Consider the following 16,466-nt stretch of genomic DNA (forward strand, 5'->3'; position numbering starts at 1 on the left):
GGGGCGGGGCGGTCGCCGGGCTGGCCGGTTCCGGGCGTCGAGCCCGGCGCAGCTCGGCCGCCCGCCCGGCCGCCCGGCCGGGTGGTCAGGTCGCCGGGCTCGCCGGGTCGCGCCGCCGTGTCCACAGCACGCAGCGTACGGCCCGGCTCCGGCCAACCCGGGAACTGCCCGGACGGCTACCCTTGTACGGTGACGCTACGCCTGTATGACACCGCCACCCGATCGGTGCGGGACTTCGTCCCGCGGGAAGCCGGCAAGGTGGGGGTCTACCTGTGTGGTCTCACCCTCCAGGCGCCGCCGCACATCGGCCACCTTCGTTCCGGGGTCAGCTACGACGTGCTGCGCCGCTGGCTGCTGGCCTCTGGCTACGAGGTCACCTTCATCCGCAACCTGACCGACATCGACGACAAGATCCTGGTCAAGGCGACGGAGCAGGAACGGCCGTTCTGGTCGATCGCGTACGTCAACGAGCTGACCCTGGCCGCGGCGTACCGCGAGCTCAACGTGCTGCCGCCGACGTACGAGCCGCGGGCCACCGGGCACGTCCCGGAGATGCACGAGCTGATCGCCAGGCTGATCGCCGGCGGGCACGCCTACCCGGCGCTCGACGGCTCCGGTGACGTCTACTTCGACGTCAGCTCCTGGCCGGCGTACGGCTCGCTGTCCGGCCAGTCGCCGGACGCCATGCAGTCCGCCGGCGACGCCCCCGACCGGGGTAAGCGCGACCCGCGGGACTTCGCGCTCTGGAAGGGCGTCAAGCCCGAGGAGCCGGCCGACGCCTACTGGCCGTCGCCGTGGGGGCGGGGCCGGCCGGGCTGGCACATCGAGTGCTCGGCGATGTGCTGGCGCTACCTCGGCGCCGAGTTCGACATCCACGGCGGCGGGCTCGACCTGACCTTCCCGCACCACGAGAACGAGCTGGCCCAGTCCCAGGCGGCCGGGCTGCCGTTCGCCCGCTACTGGGTGCACCACGGTCTGCTCAGCATCGGCGGGGCCAAGATGGGCAAGTCGCTGGGCAACACCCTCGACCTGGCGTACGTGGATTCGCTCGGGGTGCGCCCGATCGAGCTGCGCTACTACTACGCCGCCGCGCACTACCGCTCGCTCATCGACTACTCCGAGGACGCGCTGCGCGAGGCGGCCACCGCGTACCGGCGGATCGAGGGCTTCGTGCAGCGGGCCGCCGAGCGGGTCGGCGCCGGCCAGCTCGGCGAGCTGCCGGCCGGGTTCGTGGCGGCCATGGACGACGACCTGAACACCTCCGCCGCGCTGGCCGTGCTCCAGGCAGTGCTCCGCGACGGCAACACCGCGCTGACCGCCGGCGACGATGTGACCGTCCGCACGACGCTCGCCGCCGTCCGCGCCATGCTGGATATCCTCGGCGTCGACCCCCTGGACCCGGCGTGGACCGGTGGCGGCCGGTCCGACGACCTGCGCGGCGTGGTGGATTCGCTGGTTGCGCTCGCCCTGGAGCAGCGGGCGCAGGCCCGCGGCCGCAAGGACTGGGCCGCCGCCGACGCGGTACGCGACCAGCTCAAGCAGGCCGGCGTGGTGGTCGAGGACACCCCCCAGGGCCCCCGTTGGACTATTGGAGAGCAGGACTGATGGCCGGCAATTCGCAGCGCCGTGGCCGGCGACTGACGCCGAAGGCGGGCGCCCCCAAGGGCTCCGGCGGCAAGAACCGGGAATCCCTCGCCGGGCGCGGGCGTACCCTGCCCGCCGACGAGCGGCCCTGGCACAAGGCGTACTCGGGCACCGAGAAGCTGCCCCAGCGCACCGCCTGGAAGCAGGAGAAAGAGCGCCGGGCGGCCGCCGAGGAGGGGCGCGCCCCGAAGATCGGTCAGCCCGGCACGAAGGACACCACCTGGGGCAAGGGTGGTGGCCGGGGCGTGCCGGCGGGCGGTCGCGGGGCGGCCGGCCGGGGTGGCAAGGCCGGCGGCGGCCGGGGCGGCCCGCGGGTCGCGCCCGGGCGCAAGTTCAACCCGGCCAAGGACAGCCCCGAGCTGCTGGTCGGCCGGAACCCGGTGCTGGAGTCGCTGCGCGCCCAGGTGCCGGCGACCGCCCTCTACACCGCGCAGGGCATCGACATCGACGACCGGGTGAACGAGATCGTCCGGACCGCCGCCGACCGGGGCATCGCGATCCTGGAGGTCAGCCGCGCCGAACTGGACCGGATGACCGGCGGCGTGCTGCACCAGGGCGTCGGGCTCCAGGTCCCGCCGTTCGCGTACGAGCCGTTCGACGACCTGGTCGCCGCGGCCCTGGAGCAGACCGCCCCGCTGCTGGTGGCGCTGGACGGGGTGACCGACCCGCGCAACCTCGGCGCGGTGATCCGGTCCGCCGCCGCCTTCGGCGCGCAGGGTGTGTTCGTACCGGAGCGGCGGGCCGCCGGTATCACCGCGACCGCCTGGCGGACCAGCGCCGGCGCGGCCGCCCGGGTGCCGGTCGCCCAGGTGACCAACCTGACCCGGTCGTTGAAGGCCTGCCAGGACGCCGGGTTCGTGGTGGTCGGGCTGGACGCCGACGGCGAGACCGACCTCTACGACCTGGAGGCCGCCGTCGGCCCGCTGGTCGTCGTGGTGGGCTCCGAGGGCCGCGGGCTGTCCCGGCTGGTCGGGGAGACCTGCGACCTCACCGTGAGCATCCCGATGGTCTCCGAGGTCGAGTCGCTCAACGCCAGCGTCGCCGCGGCCGTCACCCTCGCCGAGGTGGCGCGCCGCCGCGCGGCCAGCTGAGCCACGGACAGACGAAAGGGGCGGCCCGCCGATCGGCGGGCCGCCCCCTTTTTCGGTCGTACGTCAGATCCGCTTGCCGGTGGCCGCGTTGAACACGTGGCTACGGCCCTCACGCGGCTTGACGAACACGGTGTCGCCCATGTTCGGCATGGTCCGACGGTCGGTGCGGACGACGAAGCGCTCGGAAGCGCCGCCCAGCGCAGCGTGGCCGTAGACGTTCGCGTCCGAGCCCAGGTCCTCGACCAGCTCGACCACGACCGGCATGCCGCCCTCGGTCGGGCTGACCAGGTCGCAGTCCTCCGGCCGGAAGCCGACGGTCACCTTGCCGTCGCCCCCCTCGGCCCGGGCCGCCTCGACCTGCTCCCGGGTGAGCGGGATGTTCATCTCGGCGAACGCGGCGCCCGAGTCGCTCAGCGGCACGGTCTTGATGTTCATGGCCGGGGAGCCCATGAAGCCGGCGACGAAGACGTTGGCCGGGGTGTCGTAGAGCGCCCGCGGGGTGTCCACCTGCTGGAGCTCACCGTCGAGCAGCACCGCGACCCGGTGGCCCATGGTCATCGCCTCGACCTGGTCGTGCGTCACGTAGACGGTGGTGACGCCGAGCTTGGCCTGCAGCGAGGCGATCTGGGTACGGGTCTGCACCCGCAGCTTCGCGTCGAGGTTCGACAGCGGCTCGTCCATGAGGAAGACCTGCGGCTCGCGGACGATCGCCCGGCCCATCGCGACCCGCTGACGCTGACCACCGGAGAGCGCCTTCGGCTTGCGGCCCAGGAACTCCTCCAGCTGGAGCAGCGCGGCCGCCTCCTTGACCCGCCGGTCGATCTCCGACTTCGAGGTCTTGCGGAGCTTCAGCGCGAACGCCATGTTCTCGTACACCGTCATGTGCGGGTAGAGGGCGTAGTTCTGGAAGACCATCGCGATGTCGCGGGCCTTCGGCGGCAGGTGGGTGACGTCGCGGTCGTCGATGTAGATCGAGCCCTCGTCGACGTCCTCGAGGCCGGCGAGCATGCGCAGGCTGGTGGACTTGCCGCAACCGGAGGGGCCGACCAGGACGAGGAACTCGCCGTCGCCGATCTCCAGGTCCAGGGCGTTGACGGCGGGGCGCTCGGTGCCCGGGTAGATCCGGGACGCCTTCGAATAGGTGACCGTAGCCATGGTGGAGCGCTTCCTTTCACCGGCAGGAACGTGCCGGACGATCCGAGTGAAGAGGAGCGACCGGCACGGTGCCGTGCCGGCCAACGGGCGACGTGCCGGTCACCGGGGTGGTCGGGGTGTCGTCCGTGTCACTGCACGGTAAACGGTCTTGGCGGCGCTGCCAAGGCGCGCATCGACGGATGGGACCGAAGACATACCGCATTACGGTCAGTCGGGCACGTCCGGACATCAATCGCCGCGAGGGTGGCCGGAGACCGTCGGGATGTTGACGTTTCCCGTGCTCGCAAGGCCTGCCGAGCGGGATATTCGGGCGTCGGTCGCTATGCTGACCACGACGCGACACGCCCCTGTAGCTCAGCTGGCCAGAGCACTCGCCTTGTAAGCGAGATGTCGCCGGTTCGATCCCGGCCGGGGGCTCCAGATCCACTCTTCTCGACGTCAGCGTGCCGGGCTACGGCCCGAACGACGCGCGGCGGGGCACCCGGGGCGGGTTCTCGAAGATTCGAGAATCCGCCCTCGGTCATCTGTTCGCCGGGTCGGGACGGTCCGGGCGATCGCTGGTGGCCGCCCGTGAACCGTCTCGCCGCGAGGCGCGGATAACAGGTGATGCTTCCCTACTCCGCGAGGGGCCTTGCGTGAGAAAACCCAGATCAACGTTGGACGCCGAGGTCGGTGCGCTGACGGACGCAGCGATCATCGAGCGGTCGATGCGGGACCCGGAGAGCTTCTCGACGATCTTCGACCGGCACGCGCCGCACATCCACCGTTACCTGGCCCGGCGCCTCGGTGTGCCGGCCGCGGACGATCTGCTCGCGGAGACCTTCCTCGCGGCGTTCCGCCGTCGGGACCGCTTCGACACCACCCATCCGGACGCGCGGCCGTGGCTGTACGGCATCGCCACCAGGATCGTCGGCCAGCACCGACGGAACGAGGAGCGCGAGTACCGGCTGCGGCAGGCGTACGTCCCCGCGACGAGCGAGGCATCGCACGCCAACCGGGTCACCACCGCGGTGGCGGCGCAGTCACTACGCCGACCCCTCCTCGAGGCGTTGGCGGGGCTCTCCGCCGGGGATCGGGACGTGGTGCTGCTGATCGCCTGGGAGGAACTCCGGTACGAGGAGGTCGCCGCCGCACTGTCGATTCCGGTCGGCACCGTGCGATCACGACTCAACCGAGCCCGCAGGCTGCTTCGTGAGCGGTTGGACGGCGCATCGGCCAGCACGATCGAGGAGGTACTGGGAAATGGATGAGATGCGACTGCTCCAGCAGCTCGGCGATGAGACCGGGCTGCCGGCGGCCGAGCGGTTGCAGCCGGCCCGCAGCCGGTTGGCGGCCGCCATGGCCGCGACGGCTGCGCAGTCCTCGGCGCCCGCGGTGTCCACCGTGCTCGCGGCGCCTCCCCGCTCCCGACGACCGGCCCGACGACCGGCCCGGCGGCTGGTGTTCAGTGGGGTGGCGGCGGCGGGTCTGGCGGCGGCGATCGCTTCGGTACTGGTGCTCGTACCGGATCAGCTCGGTGGGAGCACGCCACCCGCACGGGCCGATGCCACCCAGGTGCTGCGGAACGCGGCGGCCGCCGCGCTGCGATTGCCCGACGTCGATCCCCGGCCGGACCAGTTCGTCTACATCCGCTCCCAGGAGGGGCCTGAGCTGCGGGAGAGCTGGATGTCGGTGGACGGAACGCGGGACGGTCTGATCATCGAGACCTCCGCCGCCGGCCGTACGGAGCTGGTCGTTCCCGGCTGCCGGAACGGGCGGGCGGTGGCGCTGAAGGGCAACCGGGTGGTTCCGGGGCAGACCGAGCCGTGCACCCCGGCACCCGCCTACCGCGCCGACCTGCCCACCGACGCCGCAGCGATGCGGGCCTTCCTCACGGCGAACGCCAGCGGGGAACCGGGCGACGCCAACGCGCTCGGCAAGGACGTCCTCTACTACCTTGACGGCTACCTACGCCCCCGGACCCGGGCCGCGCTCTACGAGGCCGCGGCGACGATGCCGGACCTGCGAACCGTGCCGTCCGCGAAGGACGCCGCGGGTCGGCCGGGCATCGGGATCACCTGGCCGTCGACGAACGGCCCGGGCGAAATCGTGCTCGTCTTCGACCCCGGGACCTACACCTTCCTCGGCGTGGGCGGGCCGGCCGGAGGATCGGCCGTGCTGGCCGTCGCCATCGTCGACCGGGCCGGCCAGCCGGCCTGACATCCGGCCCAGCGGCCGGCTTCGGGTGAGAGGCCTACCATGCGACCTCGGCGAGGGCGAACGAAGAATGCCGATGGCGGAGCGTTGACGGACGCGGAACTGATCGCCTGGTCCGCGCAGGATCCCGAGATCTTCTCGGCGATCATCGACCGGCACGCGCGGCGCGTCCATCGTCGCCTGGCGCGACGCCTCGGCGTGCCGGCGGCAGACGAACTCGTCGCCGAGACCTTCCTCACGGCGTTCCGTCTTCGGCACCGGTTCGACATCACCCAGGCCGACGCTCGGCCCTGGCTCGACGGGCTCGCCACCGAGCTGGCCAACCAGTACCGGGCGGCAGGGCGGAACTGAGACGCTGCGGTCTGCGCGAGGTGCGGGCCGTACCGCACCAGGAACACCGGCGGCGGCACGTGCCCGTCAGGCGCGGCCGTCCGTCGTCGGGACGGACGGGGCCACGGACATGCTCCGGAGGATCTGCGCCGTCTGCGGATTCGCCGGGAAGAACGTCTCGATGGAGATCTCGTCGAGCGTCACGTCCCGCGGCGAGCCGAACACCGTCGTCGTGTAGAGCAGGGCCAGCTCGCCGTGCTCGGTGGCCAGCCGCATCGGGATCACCAGGTCGTCCACCGGGCGGGCACCGGTGCTCGCGGCGGGCTCCCGCGGCACCGGGTACGCCTCCAGCTCGGCCAGCAGCTCCGCCAGGCCCTCCGCCGCGGTGCGGGCGAGTTGCCGGCGCACCCGGCGCAGCAACTGGGCGCGCCACTGCGCGAGGTTCCGGATCTGCCGGGACAGGCCGTCCGGGTGCAGGGTCGCGCGCAACACGTTGACCGGGGGTGTGCGCAGCTCCGCCGGGACGCCGTGCAGGAACGCCGTCATGGCCTGGTTGGCGGTCAGCAGCTCCCACCGGACGTTGACGGCGAGCGCCGGGTTGGGCTCGTGGCCAGCGAGTACGGCGTCGATGGCCGCCCGGGCCGCGCCGAGGTCGGTGAGCGCGCGTTCGGTGTGCACGGGCGCGAACCCGGCGGCCAGGTAGAAGGCGTTGCGCTCGCGCAGCGGCACGTCGAGCTCGTCGCAGAGCCGCTCGATCATGCTCCGGCTCGGGTTCGCGCGCCCGGTCTCGATGAAGCTCAGATGCCGGGCGGACAGCTCGGCCGAGAGCGACACGTCGAGCTGTGAGCGGCCCCGGCGCTCCCGCCAGCGCCGTACCAGCACCCCGACCGGTTCGGTGGTGGTCATGTCGCAAGCCTGACCTGCCGGCGTAGCCGGGGCAATGATCTCGCAGGTAATCGACGCGGGCCGGTCCCCGGCCGCAGGGTCTCAGGTGTGGCCGACGCCGTGCCACCCACCGCAACGAAAGGAACAGCCATGACCGAGACCACCGCCCCGTCGCGGCAGCACGAGGCGACCGTCGAGCGCTACCTGCGGTTCTGGAACGCCGGGACGCCGGAGGAGCAGCAGCGCCTCGCCGCGACGACCTTCACCGACGACATCGAGTACCACGCCCCGGTCGGCGTCCTCGCCGGCCGGCAGGCGCTGATCGACTTCCGGGACCGGTTCGCCCAGCACATGGGCACGGTGGCGTTCCGCGGCCGGGAGGAGCCCCAGATCCACCACGACCGCGCCCGGCTGCGCTGGGAGATCGAGGTCGGCGCGGAGCCCTTCGCGGCCGGCACCGACGTGCTGGCGTTCGACCCGGACGGCCGGATCAGCTCGGTCAGTGCCTTCCTGGACCGGGCACCCGAGGGCTTCGACCCGCACGCGCACGACTGACGCCGGTCGGGGCCGGCTCCGCGCCCGCCGCCGGTCCACCCGGCGCACCGTGGCGGCCGACGCCACCCGGTCCATCGCCGGAGGTGCGCCTGAGCCGCCGGTGAGAGGCCGGCGGGGCCACCCGCAAGCCGGCCGGGCACCCGTTCGCGACGGGTGCCCGGCCCGCGTTGCCCGGAGCCGCCGCTCGGGCCGGGGCAACGGTCGCGGATCGGGAACGGGTACGGTGCGACTCGACCGGTCGAGGTCGGATGGGGGGCGTCGGATGCGGGTGACGGTACGTAGCGGGACCGCGGCGGACGCCGCGGCGTTGGCCGGCCTGCGGTGGCGGAGGGTCACCGAGGAACGCGGCTACACCGGGACGGACCGCGCCGACTTCCTGGCGATGTTCGCCGCCTGGGCGGCCGAGCACAGCTCCAGCCACCTGTCCTTCCTCGCCGAGGTGGACAACGAGGTGGTCGGCATGGCCTGGCTGATGGTGGCCGACCGGGTGCCGACGCCGGTGCGGCGGCACCGGCGCAGCGGCGACGTCCAGTCGGTGTACGTGGTGCCGGAGCTGCGGGACGCCGGGATCGGCGCGATCCTGCTGGAGGCCGTGCTGGCCGAGGCGGCGAAGCTGGAGTTGGAGCAGGTCACGGTCCACTCGACGGAGCGGGCCATCCCCTTCTACCAGCGGGTGGGCTTCCAGCACGACCAGCGGTGGCTCCGCTGGCAGCCGGAGTGACGGCCGACCCGCGCTGACCCCGAGCGCGCGCCGCCGGCCCGTGCCGGCCGGGCCGCGAACCTGGCCGCGTTTTCGTGCTGCGGCGGCGGTCGGTTCGCCGAAGACGCCGGTAGTCCCGGGAAGGGCGGCGGCGACCTCGGGAAACCCGTGCGGCGGCGGCATATCCTGGCTCCGGTCGAGGGGAGTCCGGTGAGTCGCGCGGTCGAGGAGTCGAACCGGGCGATGCTGCGCGCCCGGGACGCCATGGACCGGTCGTACGACCAGCCGCTGGACATCCCCGCGCTGGCCCGGATCGCGCACGTGTCGGAGGCGCACTTCATCCGGACCTTCCGGGCCACCTTCGGCGAGACCCCACACCGCTACCTCCAGCGTCGGCGGGTGGAGCGGGCGATGTACCTGCTGCTGCAGACCGACCGGGACGTCACCGACATCTGCTACGCGGTGGGCTTCGGCAGCCTGGGCACCTTCAGTCGGACGTTCCGGCAGATCGTCGGCGAGTCGCCCACCGAGTACCGCCGGCGGACCTCGCCCGCCGCGGCGGTGCCGACCTGCTTCACCAAGGCCTGGACCAGACCCAGCAGTTTTGGATAAGCGGCAGGTCAGGGCGGTCTTCTAGGGTCGTTGGCATGACGATGAACGCGCTGACCCGCTCCCAGATCTACGTCCTCGACCAGAACGAGGCCCTCGACTTCTACATCGGCAAGCTCGGCATGGAGGTGCACACCGACGCGGACCTCGGTTTCATGCGCTGGCTGACGGTCAACGTCCCCGGCGACCGGCAGCGGGAGATCCTGCTGGAGACCCCCGGCCCGCCGCGGCTGGACCCGAAGACCGCCGAGCAGGTCCGGGAACTGCTCACCAAGGGCGCGATGGGCGGCTCCCTCTTCCTCACCACGGACGACGCCCACAAGACGTACGCGGACCTGGTCGCCAAGGGCGTGGACATCACCGACGAGCCGACCGACCGCCCGTACGGGATCGACTTCGGCATCCGGGACCCGTTCGGCAACCACATCCGCATCGGCCAGATGCACGAGCAGGGTTAGGGGCGGACCGATGAGCGAGGTGACCGTCGGCGCCCGGCCGGTGGACCGGGCAACCTGGGACCGGGCGCTGCTGGCCGGCGGCGCGCTGGCCGGGCCGCTCTGGGTGGTCACCGCCCTGGCGCAGGGGCTGACCCGGGACGGCTCGACTTCCGGCGGCACCCGGTGAGCGTGCTGAGCACCGGTGACCTGGGCTGGATCCAGATCGGCAGCTTCGTCCTGGCTGGCCTGCTCTGCCTGGGCGCGGCGACCGCGCTGTGCCGGGTGCCGCACCCCGGCCTCGGGCCGCGTACCGCGCCCTGGCTCGTCGGTCAGTACGGCCTGGGCATGGTGCTCGCCGGCGTCTTCGTGGCGGACCCGCTGGACGGCTTCCCGGCCGGTACGCCGGCCGGCCCGGGGGAGGTGAGCTGGCACGGTCTGGCGCACCTCGGCGCCGGTGTGCTGGCCTTCACCGCGCTGATCGGGGCCTGCCTGGTCGCCGGGCGCCGGTTCGCCCGGCAGGGCGAGCGGGGCTGGGCCGCGTACAGCGTCGCCAGCGGGGGGTACTTCGCGGTGGCCTGGGTGGCGTTGATGGTCACCGCCGGCAACCCGGTAGCGATGCTCGGGTTCGGGGCGGCCGCGGTGGTCGGCTGGGCCTGGATGTCGGCGACGTTGGTGCGGGCCCTGCGGACGGGCTGACGGCGTCCGTCATGATCGGGAGGCGCGGCACCCGTCGCGCCTCCCGACCCGTGTGAGGTGACCGCGATGGCGACCCGCCTGCTCTACCTGGCCCGGCACGGCGAGCAGGACCGCCCCCCGCAGACCCCGCCGGGCGTCGACCCGCCGGAGACCGGGCTCTCCGCCCGGGGCCGCCGGCAGGCGACGCTGCTCGGCGAGCGGCTGCGCGGCGTACCGTTCGACGCCGTGCACCACGGCCCACTGCCCCGGGCCGCGCAGACCGCCGAGCTGATCGCCGCCGCCCTGCCCGGGATCCCGGTGTACGCGTCGGACGAGGTCGGCGACCACCTGCCGGACGACACCGACCCGGCCGGGCTGCCCGAGGCGTACGCCCGGTTCCTGGGCGGCTTCAGCGCGGCCGAGCGGGCCGACGGGCCGCGACTGACCGCGGCGGCCCTGCGCCGGTTCGCCACCGCGCCGGCCGACGGCGACCGACGCGAACTGATCGTCACCCACACGTTCCTGATCGCCTGGTTCGTCCGGCACGCGCTGGACGCGCCGGAGCGGCGCTGGCTGGGCTTCAACGCGCACAACTGCGGGTTGACGGTGCTCCGTTACCGGGACGGCGTGCCGCCGACCCTGATCGCTGTCAACGACGTCGCCCACCTGCCGCCGGAGCTGCGCGCCACCGGCCTGCCCGCCGACTACGTGTTCTGAGCCTTGGCCGCCGCCGGCAGGGCACCGGCCAGGCACACCGACCGGTGGAGGCCGGCCCGCACACCGGCCGGCCGACCGCCGCCGAGGCCGGTGGCGGTCCGCCGGGTCAGCCGGTGGCCCGCGTCGGCAACGCCACCAACCGATCAGCCGGTGGCCCGCGTCAGCAACGCCACCACCGAGCTGGTGACCTCGGGGAGGGCGCCGTCGGCGGGGCAGTCGACGTAGCCGGTCTCGACGGTGTCGACGGTCAGCCGGTAGCTGAACGCGTCCTGGCACGCCGTGTCGACGTTCGCCCGGCCAGCTTCGGCGGGCAGCCGCGGGTCGGCGACCAGCCGGCGCAGCCGGTCGAGGTCGGCCCGGTCCAGCCGCCCGGTACGCCGCGACCCGGCCCGGTCGACGGCCGTCCACCGGCCGTCGGGCTCGACAGTGATGGTGTCGCCCCGGCCCGCGAAGCCGCCGCTGCGGGTGAGCACGACCCGGCCGGCGGCCGGCGCGACCGTCCCGCTCGGAGCCGGCGCGACCGTCCCGCTCGGAGCCGGCACGACCGTCCCGGTCGGGGCGGCCGGGGTGGTGGGTACGGCCGACGGGGTGGCTGCACCGGTGCGGCCGTGGTCGGTGCGGGAGGGCTCGGCGGCCGAGCAGCCGGTGAGCAGCACGGTGACCAACGCGATCTTGACACCGGTCAGCGAGGCTGATCTCATGCCAGTCGGACGGGTGGCGGCGCGGCGCGGTTCCCGTCACCCGGGTTTCCCCGGCACGGCCGGAGTCCGGGGCGGCGCGGCCTCCCCCTTTTCTGATCTACTCGTCGCCGCGTCCACATCCGCGACCACGCACGTCACACCACCCCCGCCCAGGAGGGCACGTGAGAAGACCCCTTGCCGCCGTCGGCGCGGCTCTGCTCGCCGGCGGTCTGCTGACCGTCGCCACCCCGGCGACGGCGGCACCCACCCCTGCGCCCGTGCCCGTGCCGAACCCGGTCGCCCGCGCGGCGGCCGCGCTGCGCGCCAACCCAGGTGCCGTCCAGGGCGGCAGCGCCGAGTCCTACCAGGTGTACCGCACCAAGGTGGACGCCGACGGCAGCGCGCACGTCCGCTACACCCGGACCTACCGGGGGCTGCGGGTGCACGGCGGTGACTTCGTCATCCACACCGCCCCGGGTGGCGGCTACGCCGGCTCCTCGGTCGGCCTGACCGCCCCGCTGACCCTCGGCACCACCGCCAAGGTCTCCGCGGCGACCGCGAAGAAGGCCGCCCGTGCCCGGTTCACCGGGAAGGTCACCACGGTCGGCGCCCCGGAACTGTTCGTGGACGCCAGCTCCGGCACCGGCCGGCTGGCCTGGGAGACCGTGGTCAGCGGCTGGGCCGCGGACGGGCAGACCCCGTCCCGGCTGCACGTCGTCACCGACGCCACCACCGGCAAGCTGATCGGCACGTACGACGAGATCGAGTCGGTCGCCGGCACCGGCCACAGCCTCTACGCCGGCTCGGTGAGCGTCGAGACCACCCAGACCGGCAGCGTGTACCAGCTCATCGACCCGGCGCACGGCAACGGCTCCACCTGCGACATGAACAACGGCACGTCGACGTGCACCGCGTTCGTCGACGCGGACAACACCTGGGGCAGCGGCGCCAACGCCAACCGGCAGTCGGCCGCGATCGACGCCCACTTCGGCGCCGCGAAGACGTTCGACTACTTCAAGAACGTGCACGGCCGCAACGGCATCTTCGGTGACGGGCGCGGCGTGCCCAGCCGGGTGCACTACGGCCAGAACTACGACAACGCCTTCTGGGACGGCGCCCGGATGACGTACGGCGACGGCTACGCCAACGTCTCGCCGCTGGTCTCACTCGACGTGGCCGCGCACGAGATGACCCACGGTGTGACCGACAACGTGGTGCCCGGCGGCCTGACCTACGCCGGCGAGTCCGGCGGCCTCAACGAGGCCAGCAGCGACATCTTCGGCACCATGGTGGAGTTCTACGCCAACACCACGGCCGACCCGGGTGACTACCTGATCGGCGAGAAGATCAACATCAACCTCGACGGCACGCCGCTGCGGTACATGTACGACCCGGCGTTGGACGGCTGGTCCGACCGCTGCTGGTCCACCGCCACGAAGAACAAGGACGTGCACTTCTCGTCCGGCGTGGCCAACCACTTCTTCTTCAACCTGGCCGAGCGCACCGGCAGCACCGCGTACGGCTTCTCGCCGGTCTGCGGCAGCGCGCCCGGGATGACCGGCATCGGCCGGGACAAGGCGGCGAAGATCTGGTTCCGGGCCCTGGACGTGTACTTCACCTCCAACACGTCGTACGTGAACCCCACCAACCCGGCGAACACCGCCCGGGCGTACACCCTGCGGGCGGCGACCGACCTGTACGGCGGCTGCTCCACCGAGTACCGGGCCGTCCAGGCGGCCTGGACCGCGGTGAACGTGGCCGGCAACGACGCGGCCTGCTCCACCGGCAGCGACTTCGGGGTCACGCTGTCGCCGACCGCCGGCGCGGTCGACCCGGGCGGCTCCGTCGCCACCACCGTCGCCACCACGATCACCAGCGGCTCGGCGCAGCCCGTGACGCTGTCCGCGACCGGCCTGCCGAGCGGGGCGACCGCCTCGTTCAGCCCGGCCACGGTGAACTCCGGCGGCTCGTCCACGCTCACCATCACCACCACGGCCGCCACCCCGCCCGGCGTCTACACCGTGCGGGTGAACGGGGCCGGCTCGGTCACCCGGAGCACCAGCTACACGCTGACCGTGCGCGGTTCCGGCGGCAGCTGCACCAGCCCCGGGCAGCAGCTCGACAACCCGGGCTTCGAGTCCGGCGCCACCGGCTGGGCCCAGACCACCGGCGTGATCGGCCAGCACGGCACCCGGCAGCCCGCGCACAGCGGCAGCTGGAGCGCCTGGCTGGGCGGCTACGGCAGCACGCACGCCGACACGCTCACCCAGACGGTGAGCCTGCCGGTGGGCTGCACGTCATACAACTTCAGCTACTGGCTGCACATCGACTCGGCGGAGACCAACATCGGCAACGCGTACGACACGCTGCGGGTGCAGGTGATCGGCTCCACCGGGACGGTGCTGGCGACGCTGGCCACGTACTCGAACCTGGACCGCGCCACCGGGTACGACCGGAAGACCTTCTCGCTGGCCCCGTACGCCGGCCAGACGGTCACCCTGAAGTTCACCGGCACCGAGGACGCCTCGCTGCAGACCTCCTTCGTGCTCGACGACACCGCTGTCTACCTCAGCTGACCTGGCGGCGACGCCAGTCCGGCTGACCCTGGCGGGCCCGGCGGCCACCCCACGCGGGTGGCGGCCGGGCCCGCGCCGTTATGGTCTGCCGGACCGGGACGAGGGAGGCAGGACGGTGGCGGACGCGGAACTCGTGGTCCAGGTGACCGGACCGGTGGCGACCGTGGTGATCCACAACCCGGGGCGGCGCAACGCGATGACCCCGGCGATGTGGCGGCAGCTGCCGGTGCTGCTCGACGACCTGGAGGCCGACCCGGCGGTCCGGGCGCTGGTGCTCACCGGGGCCGACGGCACCTTCTGCGCCGGCGCCGACCTGGGCGACCTGGACGAGCTGCTGGCCGCCGGGGACGCCAGCATCGCGGTGCGCGCCGAGGAGCGGCTGGCGGCGTTCGGCAAGCCGACCGTCGCGGCGGTGCGGGGCGCCTGCGTGGGCGGCGGCTGCCAGCTCGCCGTCGCCTGCGACCTGCGGATCGCCGCCGCCGACGCCCGGTTCGGCGTGCCGCCCGCCCGGCTCGGCCTGGTCTACCCGACTCCGACCACCCGCCGGCTGGCCGGGCTGGTCGGCCCGTCCGCCGCCAAGCACCTGCTCTTCACCGCCGAGCTGGTGGACGCCGAACGGGCGCTGCGGATCGGCCTGGTCGACGAGGTGCTGCCGGTCGACCGGCTGACCGGCCGGGTGGACGAGTTCACCGCGGCGATCGCCGACCGCTCGCGGCTCACCGTCACCGCCGCCAAGGAGATCGTCGACGGCCGGGCGGACGCGGACCGGATCGCCTGGTGGCACCGGCAGGTGCTGGACAGCGGCGAGGCCCGCGAGGGCGTGGCGGCCTTCGCCGAGCGTCGCCCGCCGCGCTTCGGCTGGACGCCACCGGGCCGGGCCTGACCCCTCGACGGCTGCGAGCCGGAACGCGGCCCGGGTGCAGGCAGGCCCATGGCGGTCCACCGCCCCGGCGGGCCAGCGCCGTGGTGGTCCATGGTCAGGCGGCGCCGGGCCACCGTCGCGACCGGTCCACAGCGGACGGCCGATCCCCTTGTGGTCACTGCCGATCGGACACGTTCCATGGGCCGCTGGTGTCCGGCCGCCGGGTACGGCAGGCTGTCCGTCGTGCAGCGTGATCAGTTGCTCGCCGGGCGTTACCGGCTCGGCGAGCGTCTCGGCGAGGGCGGCATGTCCGTGGTCCACCGGGCGCACGACGAGGTGCTGGAGCGCGACGTGGCGGTCAAGGTGCTGGTCGGCTCCGACGCGGTGGCCAGACGGCGGATCCGGGCGGAGGCGAAGGCGGCGGCCCGGATGTCCCACCCGAACGTCACCAACGTCTACGACTACGGCGAGTCGTCGCTGGCGGGCGAGCAGGTCCCGTTCGTGGTCATGGAGCTGCTCACCGGCCGTACGCTCGAACAGCGGCTCGCCGACGGGCCGCTGCCGCCCCGGGCCGCCCTGCGGGTCTGCGCCGAGGTGGCGGCCGCCCTCGCTGCCGCGCACGCCCTCGGCCTGGTGCACCGGGACGTCAAGCCGGGCAACGTGATGCTCACCCAGACCGGGGCGAAGGTGCTCGACTTCGGCATCGCCGCAATCGCCGGCGCACCGGAGATCGACTTCGAGGGCCGACTGCTGGGCACCCCGGCCTACCTCGCCCCGGAGCGGCTCGACGCCGGCGAGGTGCTGCCGGCCTCCGACGTCTACGCGCTCGGGCTGCTCCTGCACCGGGTGCTCGTCGGCCGGCTGCCCTGGCAGATGGCGACCCACACCGGGACGCTGCGCGCGCACGCGTACGCCGAGCCGGGCCCGCTGCCGGCGGTGGCCGGGGTGCCGGCCGAGGTGGACCGGCTGTACCGGCGGTGCGTGGCCAAGGACCCGCTGGACCGGCCGCCGGCCGCCGAGGCGGCCCGGGTGCTCGCCGCGGCGGTGGTCCGGATGGCCGAGCCGGACCCGGTCGCGGCCGACCAGCCGGCACCGGAGCGGTCCGGGGCGGACCGGCCAACGGTGCGCCCGCCCGGCGCCCCGGCCGCGGCCACCGGTCAGCCCGGCCGGCGGGCCACCCGGCTCGGCGGGCGGCTCGTGCTGGCCGTGGGCACCGCGGTGGTGGCCGCGGTGGGCCTCGCCGGCACCCTCGGCGACCCGTCCGTGCGGCCCGCACCGGACGGCCAGCCGCAGAGCGGCGCGACCACCAGCGGAACGGCCGCCGTCGCGTTGCCGGTCACCGCCGACGCCCGGG

18 protein-coding genes and 1 tRNA gene are annotated in these 16,466 nt (G+C 73.7%); 16 read left to right on the forward strand and 3 right to left on the reverse strand.

What is annotated here, in order from left to right; translation table 11 throughout:
- The first annotated feature begins 189 nt into the window (after positions 1–189).
- On the forward strand, positions 190–1,605 hold the full coding sequence (gene cysS / locus DLJ47_RS18740; protein ID WP_109901241.1) for a cysteine--tRNA ligase: 1,416 nt from the start codon (positions 190–192) through the stop codon (positions 1,603–1,605).
- The gene (gene rlmB, locus DLJ47_RS18745; protein WP_109901242.1) at positions 1,605–2,735 is read left to right on the forward strand and encodes a 23S rRNA (guanosine(2251)-2'-O)-methyltransferase RlmB; all 1,131 of its coding nucleotides are present in this window, start codon (positions 1,605–1,607) and stop codon (positions 2,733–2,735) included. Before cysS ends, rlmB begins: the two co-directional genes overlap by 1 nt.
- 63 nt (positions 2,736–2,798) lie before the next feature.
- Here rlmB and DLJ47_RS18750 read toward each other — a convergent pair whose 3' ends face one another.
- Positions 2,799–3,890, reverse strand: a complete 1,092-nt coding sequence (locus tag DLJ47_RS18750) for an ABC transporter ATP-binding protein (protein WP_109901243.1) — start codon at positions 3,888–3,890, stop codon at positions 2,799–2,801.
- 343 nt (positions 3,891–4,233) lie between these two features.
- On the opposite strand from DLJ47_RS18750, the gene DLJ47_RS18755 reads away from it, so the two are divergent.
- The 4 genes from DLJ47_RS18755 (at position 4,234) to DLJ47_RS18770 (ending at position 6,437) form a co-directional block, all read left to right on the forward strand.
- Positions 4,234–4,310 (forward strand) — tRNA-Thr (locus DLJ47_RS18755).
- Positions 4,311–4,597: 287 nt separating this feature from the next.
- Positions 4,598–5,140 carry an RNA polymerase sigma factor gene (locus DLJ47_RS18760; protein WP_199235899.1) on the forward strand — a complete coding sequence of 181 codons (543 nt, stop codon included), beginning with the start codon at positions 4,598–4,600 and terminating at the stop codon, positions 5,138–5,140.
- The gene (locus tag DLJ47_RS18765) at positions 5,133–6,089 is read left to right on the forward strand and encodes a CU044_5270 family protein (protein WP_109901245.1); all 957 of its coding nucleotides are present in this window, start codon (positions 5,133–5,135) and stop codon (positions 6,087–6,089) included. Before DLJ47_RS18760 ends, DLJ47_RS18765 begins: the two co-directional genes overlap by 8 nt.
- A gap of 84 nt (positions 6,090–6,173) precedes the next feature.
- The gene (locus DLJ47_RS18770) at positions 6,174–6,437 is read left to right on the forward strand and encodes a sigma factor (RefSeq protein WP_233257890.1); all 264 of its coding nucleotides are present in this window, start codon (positions 6,174–6,176) and stop codon (positions 6,435–6,437) included.
- A gap of 66 nt (positions 6,438–6,503) precedes the next feature.
- On the opposite strand, the gene DLJ47_RS18775 is transcribed toward DLJ47_RS18770, so the two are convergent.
- Positions 6,504–7,322, reverse strand: coding sequence for a helix-turn-helix transcriptional regulator (locus DLJ47_RS18775; RefSeq protein ID WP_109901247.1), 819 nt, complete (start codon positions 7,320–7,322; stop codon positions 6,504–6,506).
- A 129-nt stretch (positions 7,323–7,451) separates the two neighbouring features.
- Here DLJ47_RS18775 and DLJ47_RS18780 point away from each other — a divergent pair, with 129 nt between their 5' ends.
- The 7 genes from DLJ47_RS18780 (at position 7,452) to DLJ47_RS18805 (ending at position 10,994) form a co-directional block, all read left to right on the forward strand.
- Positions 7,452–7,856 (forward strand): nuclear transport factor 2 family protein, encoded by a 405-nt coding sequence (locus DLJ47_RS18780; RefSeq protein ID WP_109901248.1) that lies wholly within the window; start codon positions 7,452–7,454, stop codon positions 7,854–7,856.
- A 268-nt stretch (positions 7,857–8,124) separates the two neighbouring features.
- Complete coding sequence (locus tag DLJ47_RS18785) at positions 8,125–8,577, forward strand: GNAT family N-acetyltransferase (protein ID WP_233257891.1); 453 nt, start codon at positions 8,125–8,127, stop codon at positions 8,575–8,577.
- A gap of 189 nt (positions 8,578–8,766) precedes the next feature.
- Positions 8,767–9,168 carry a helix-turn-helix domain-containing protein gene (locus DLJ47_RS18790; protein WP_199235898.1) on the forward strand — a complete coding sequence of 134 codons (402 nt, stop codon included), beginning with the start codon at positions 8,767–8,769 and terminating at the stop codon, positions 9,166–9,168.
- A gap of 35 nt (positions 9,169–9,203) precedes the next feature.
- Positions 9,204–9,623, forward strand: coding sequence for a VOC family protein (locus tag DLJ47_RS18795; protein WP_109901250.1), 420 nt, complete (start codon positions 9,204–9,206; stop codon positions 9,621–9,623).
- A 10-nt stretch (positions 9,624–9,633) separates the two neighbouring features.
- Positions 9,634–9,789, forward strand: a complete 156-nt coding sequence (locus DLJ47_RS35810) for a hypothetical protein (protein ID WP_158289838.1) — start codon at positions 9,634–9,636, stop codon at positions 9,787–9,789.
- Entirely contained in the window at positions 9,786–10,298 is a 513-nt protein-coding gene (locus DLJ47_RS18800) for a DUF998 domain-containing protein (protein WP_158289839.1), read from the forward strand. Before DLJ47_RS35810 ends, DLJ47_RS18800 begins: the two co-directional genes overlap by 4 nt.
- A 66-nt stretch (positions 10,299–10,364) precedes the next feature.
- On the forward strand, positions 10,365–10,994 hold the full coding sequence (locus DLJ47_RS18805) for a histidine phosphatase family protein (protein ID WP_109901255.1): 630 nt from the start codon (positions 10,365–10,367) through the stop codon (positions 10,992–10,994).
- A 143-nt stretch (positions 10,995–11,137) separates the two neighbouring features.
- Here the strand turns inward: DLJ47_RS18805 and DLJ47_RS35815 are convergent, their stop codons facing one another.
- On the reverse strand, positions 11,138–11,695 hold the full coding sequence (locus DLJ47_RS35815; protein WP_158289840.1) for a protealysin inhibitor emfourin: 558 nt from the start codon (positions 11,693–11,695) through the stop codon (positions 11,138–11,140).
- Between the two features lie 161 nt (positions 11,696–11,856).
- Between DLJ47_RS35815 and DLJ47_RS18815 the strand changes: the two genes are divergently transcribed.
- The 3 genes from DLJ47_RS18815 to DLJ47_RS18825 all read left to right on the forward strand — a co-directional run.
- Entirely contained in the window at positions 11,857–14,250 is a 2,394-nt protein-coding gene (locus tag DLJ47_RS18815) for a M4 family metallopeptidase (protein ID WP_109901252.1), read from the forward strand.
- A gap of 115 nt (positions 14,251–14,365) precedes the next feature.
- Positions 14,366–15,133, forward strand: coding sequence for an enoyl-CoA hydratase/isomerase family protein (locus tag DLJ47_RS18820; RefSeq protein WP_109901253.1), 768 nt, complete (start codon positions 14,366–14,368; stop codon positions 15,131–15,133).
- A gap of 222 nt (positions 15,134–15,355) precedes the next feature.
- The coding region (locus DLJ47_RS18825) for a serine/threonine-protein kinase (RefSeq protein WP_446723582.1) at positions 15,356–16,466 on the forward strand (1,111 nt) is incomplete at its 3' end.

Origin of the sequence: Micromonospora sp. S4605 (assembly GCF_003176715.1) — a bacterium.
Classification (GTDB): domain Bacteria; phylum Actinomycetota; class Actinomycetes; order Mycobacteriales; family Micromonosporaceae; genus Micromonospora; species Micromonospora echinaurantiaca.

Excerpts from the sequence above, each read along its gene's own strand:
- DLJ47_RS18795 (WP_109901250.1), top strand. The coding sequence starts at position 9,204 with ATGACGATGAACGCGCTGACCCGCTCCCAGATCTACGTCCTCGACCAG.
- DLJ47_RS18750 (WP_109901243.1), bottom strand. The coding sequence starts at position 3,890 with ATGGCTACGGTCACCTATTCGAAGGCGTCCCGGATCTACCCGGGCACC.
- DLJ47_RS35815 (WP_158289840.1), bottom strand. The coding sequence starts at position 11,695 with ATGAGATCAGCCTCGCTGACCGGTGTCAAGATCGCGTTGGTCACCGTG.
- DLJ47_RS18760 (WP_199235899.1), top strand. The coding sequence starts at position 4,598 with ATGCGGGACCCGGAGAGCTTCTCGACGATCTTCGACCGGCACGCGCCG.
- DLJ47_RS18805 (WP_109901255.1), top strand. The coding sequence starts at position 10,365 with ATGGCGACCCGCCTGCTCTACCTGGCCCGGCACGGCGAGCAGGACCGC.
- DLJ47_RS18775 (WP_109901247.1), bottom strand. The coding sequence starts at position 7,322 with ATGACCACCACCGAACCGGTCGGGGTGCTGGTACGGCGCTGGCGGGAG.
- DLJ47_RS18765 (WP_109901245.1), top strand. The coding sequence starts at position 5,133 with ATGGATGAGATGCGACTGCTCCAGCAGCTCGGCGATGAGACCGGGCTG.
- rlmB (WP_109901242.1), top strand. The coding sequence starts at position 1,605 with ATGGCCGGCAATTCGCAGCGCCGTGGCCGGCGACTGACGCCGAAGGCG.
- DLJ47_RS18780 (WP_109901248.1), top strand. The coding sequence starts at position 7,452 with ATGACCGAGACCACCGCCCCGTCGCGGCAGCACGAGGCGACCGTCGAG.
- DLJ47_RS35810 (WP_158289838.1), top strand. The coding sequence starts at position 9,634 with ATGAGCGAGGTGACCGTCGGCGCCCGGCCGGTGGACCGGGCAACCTGG.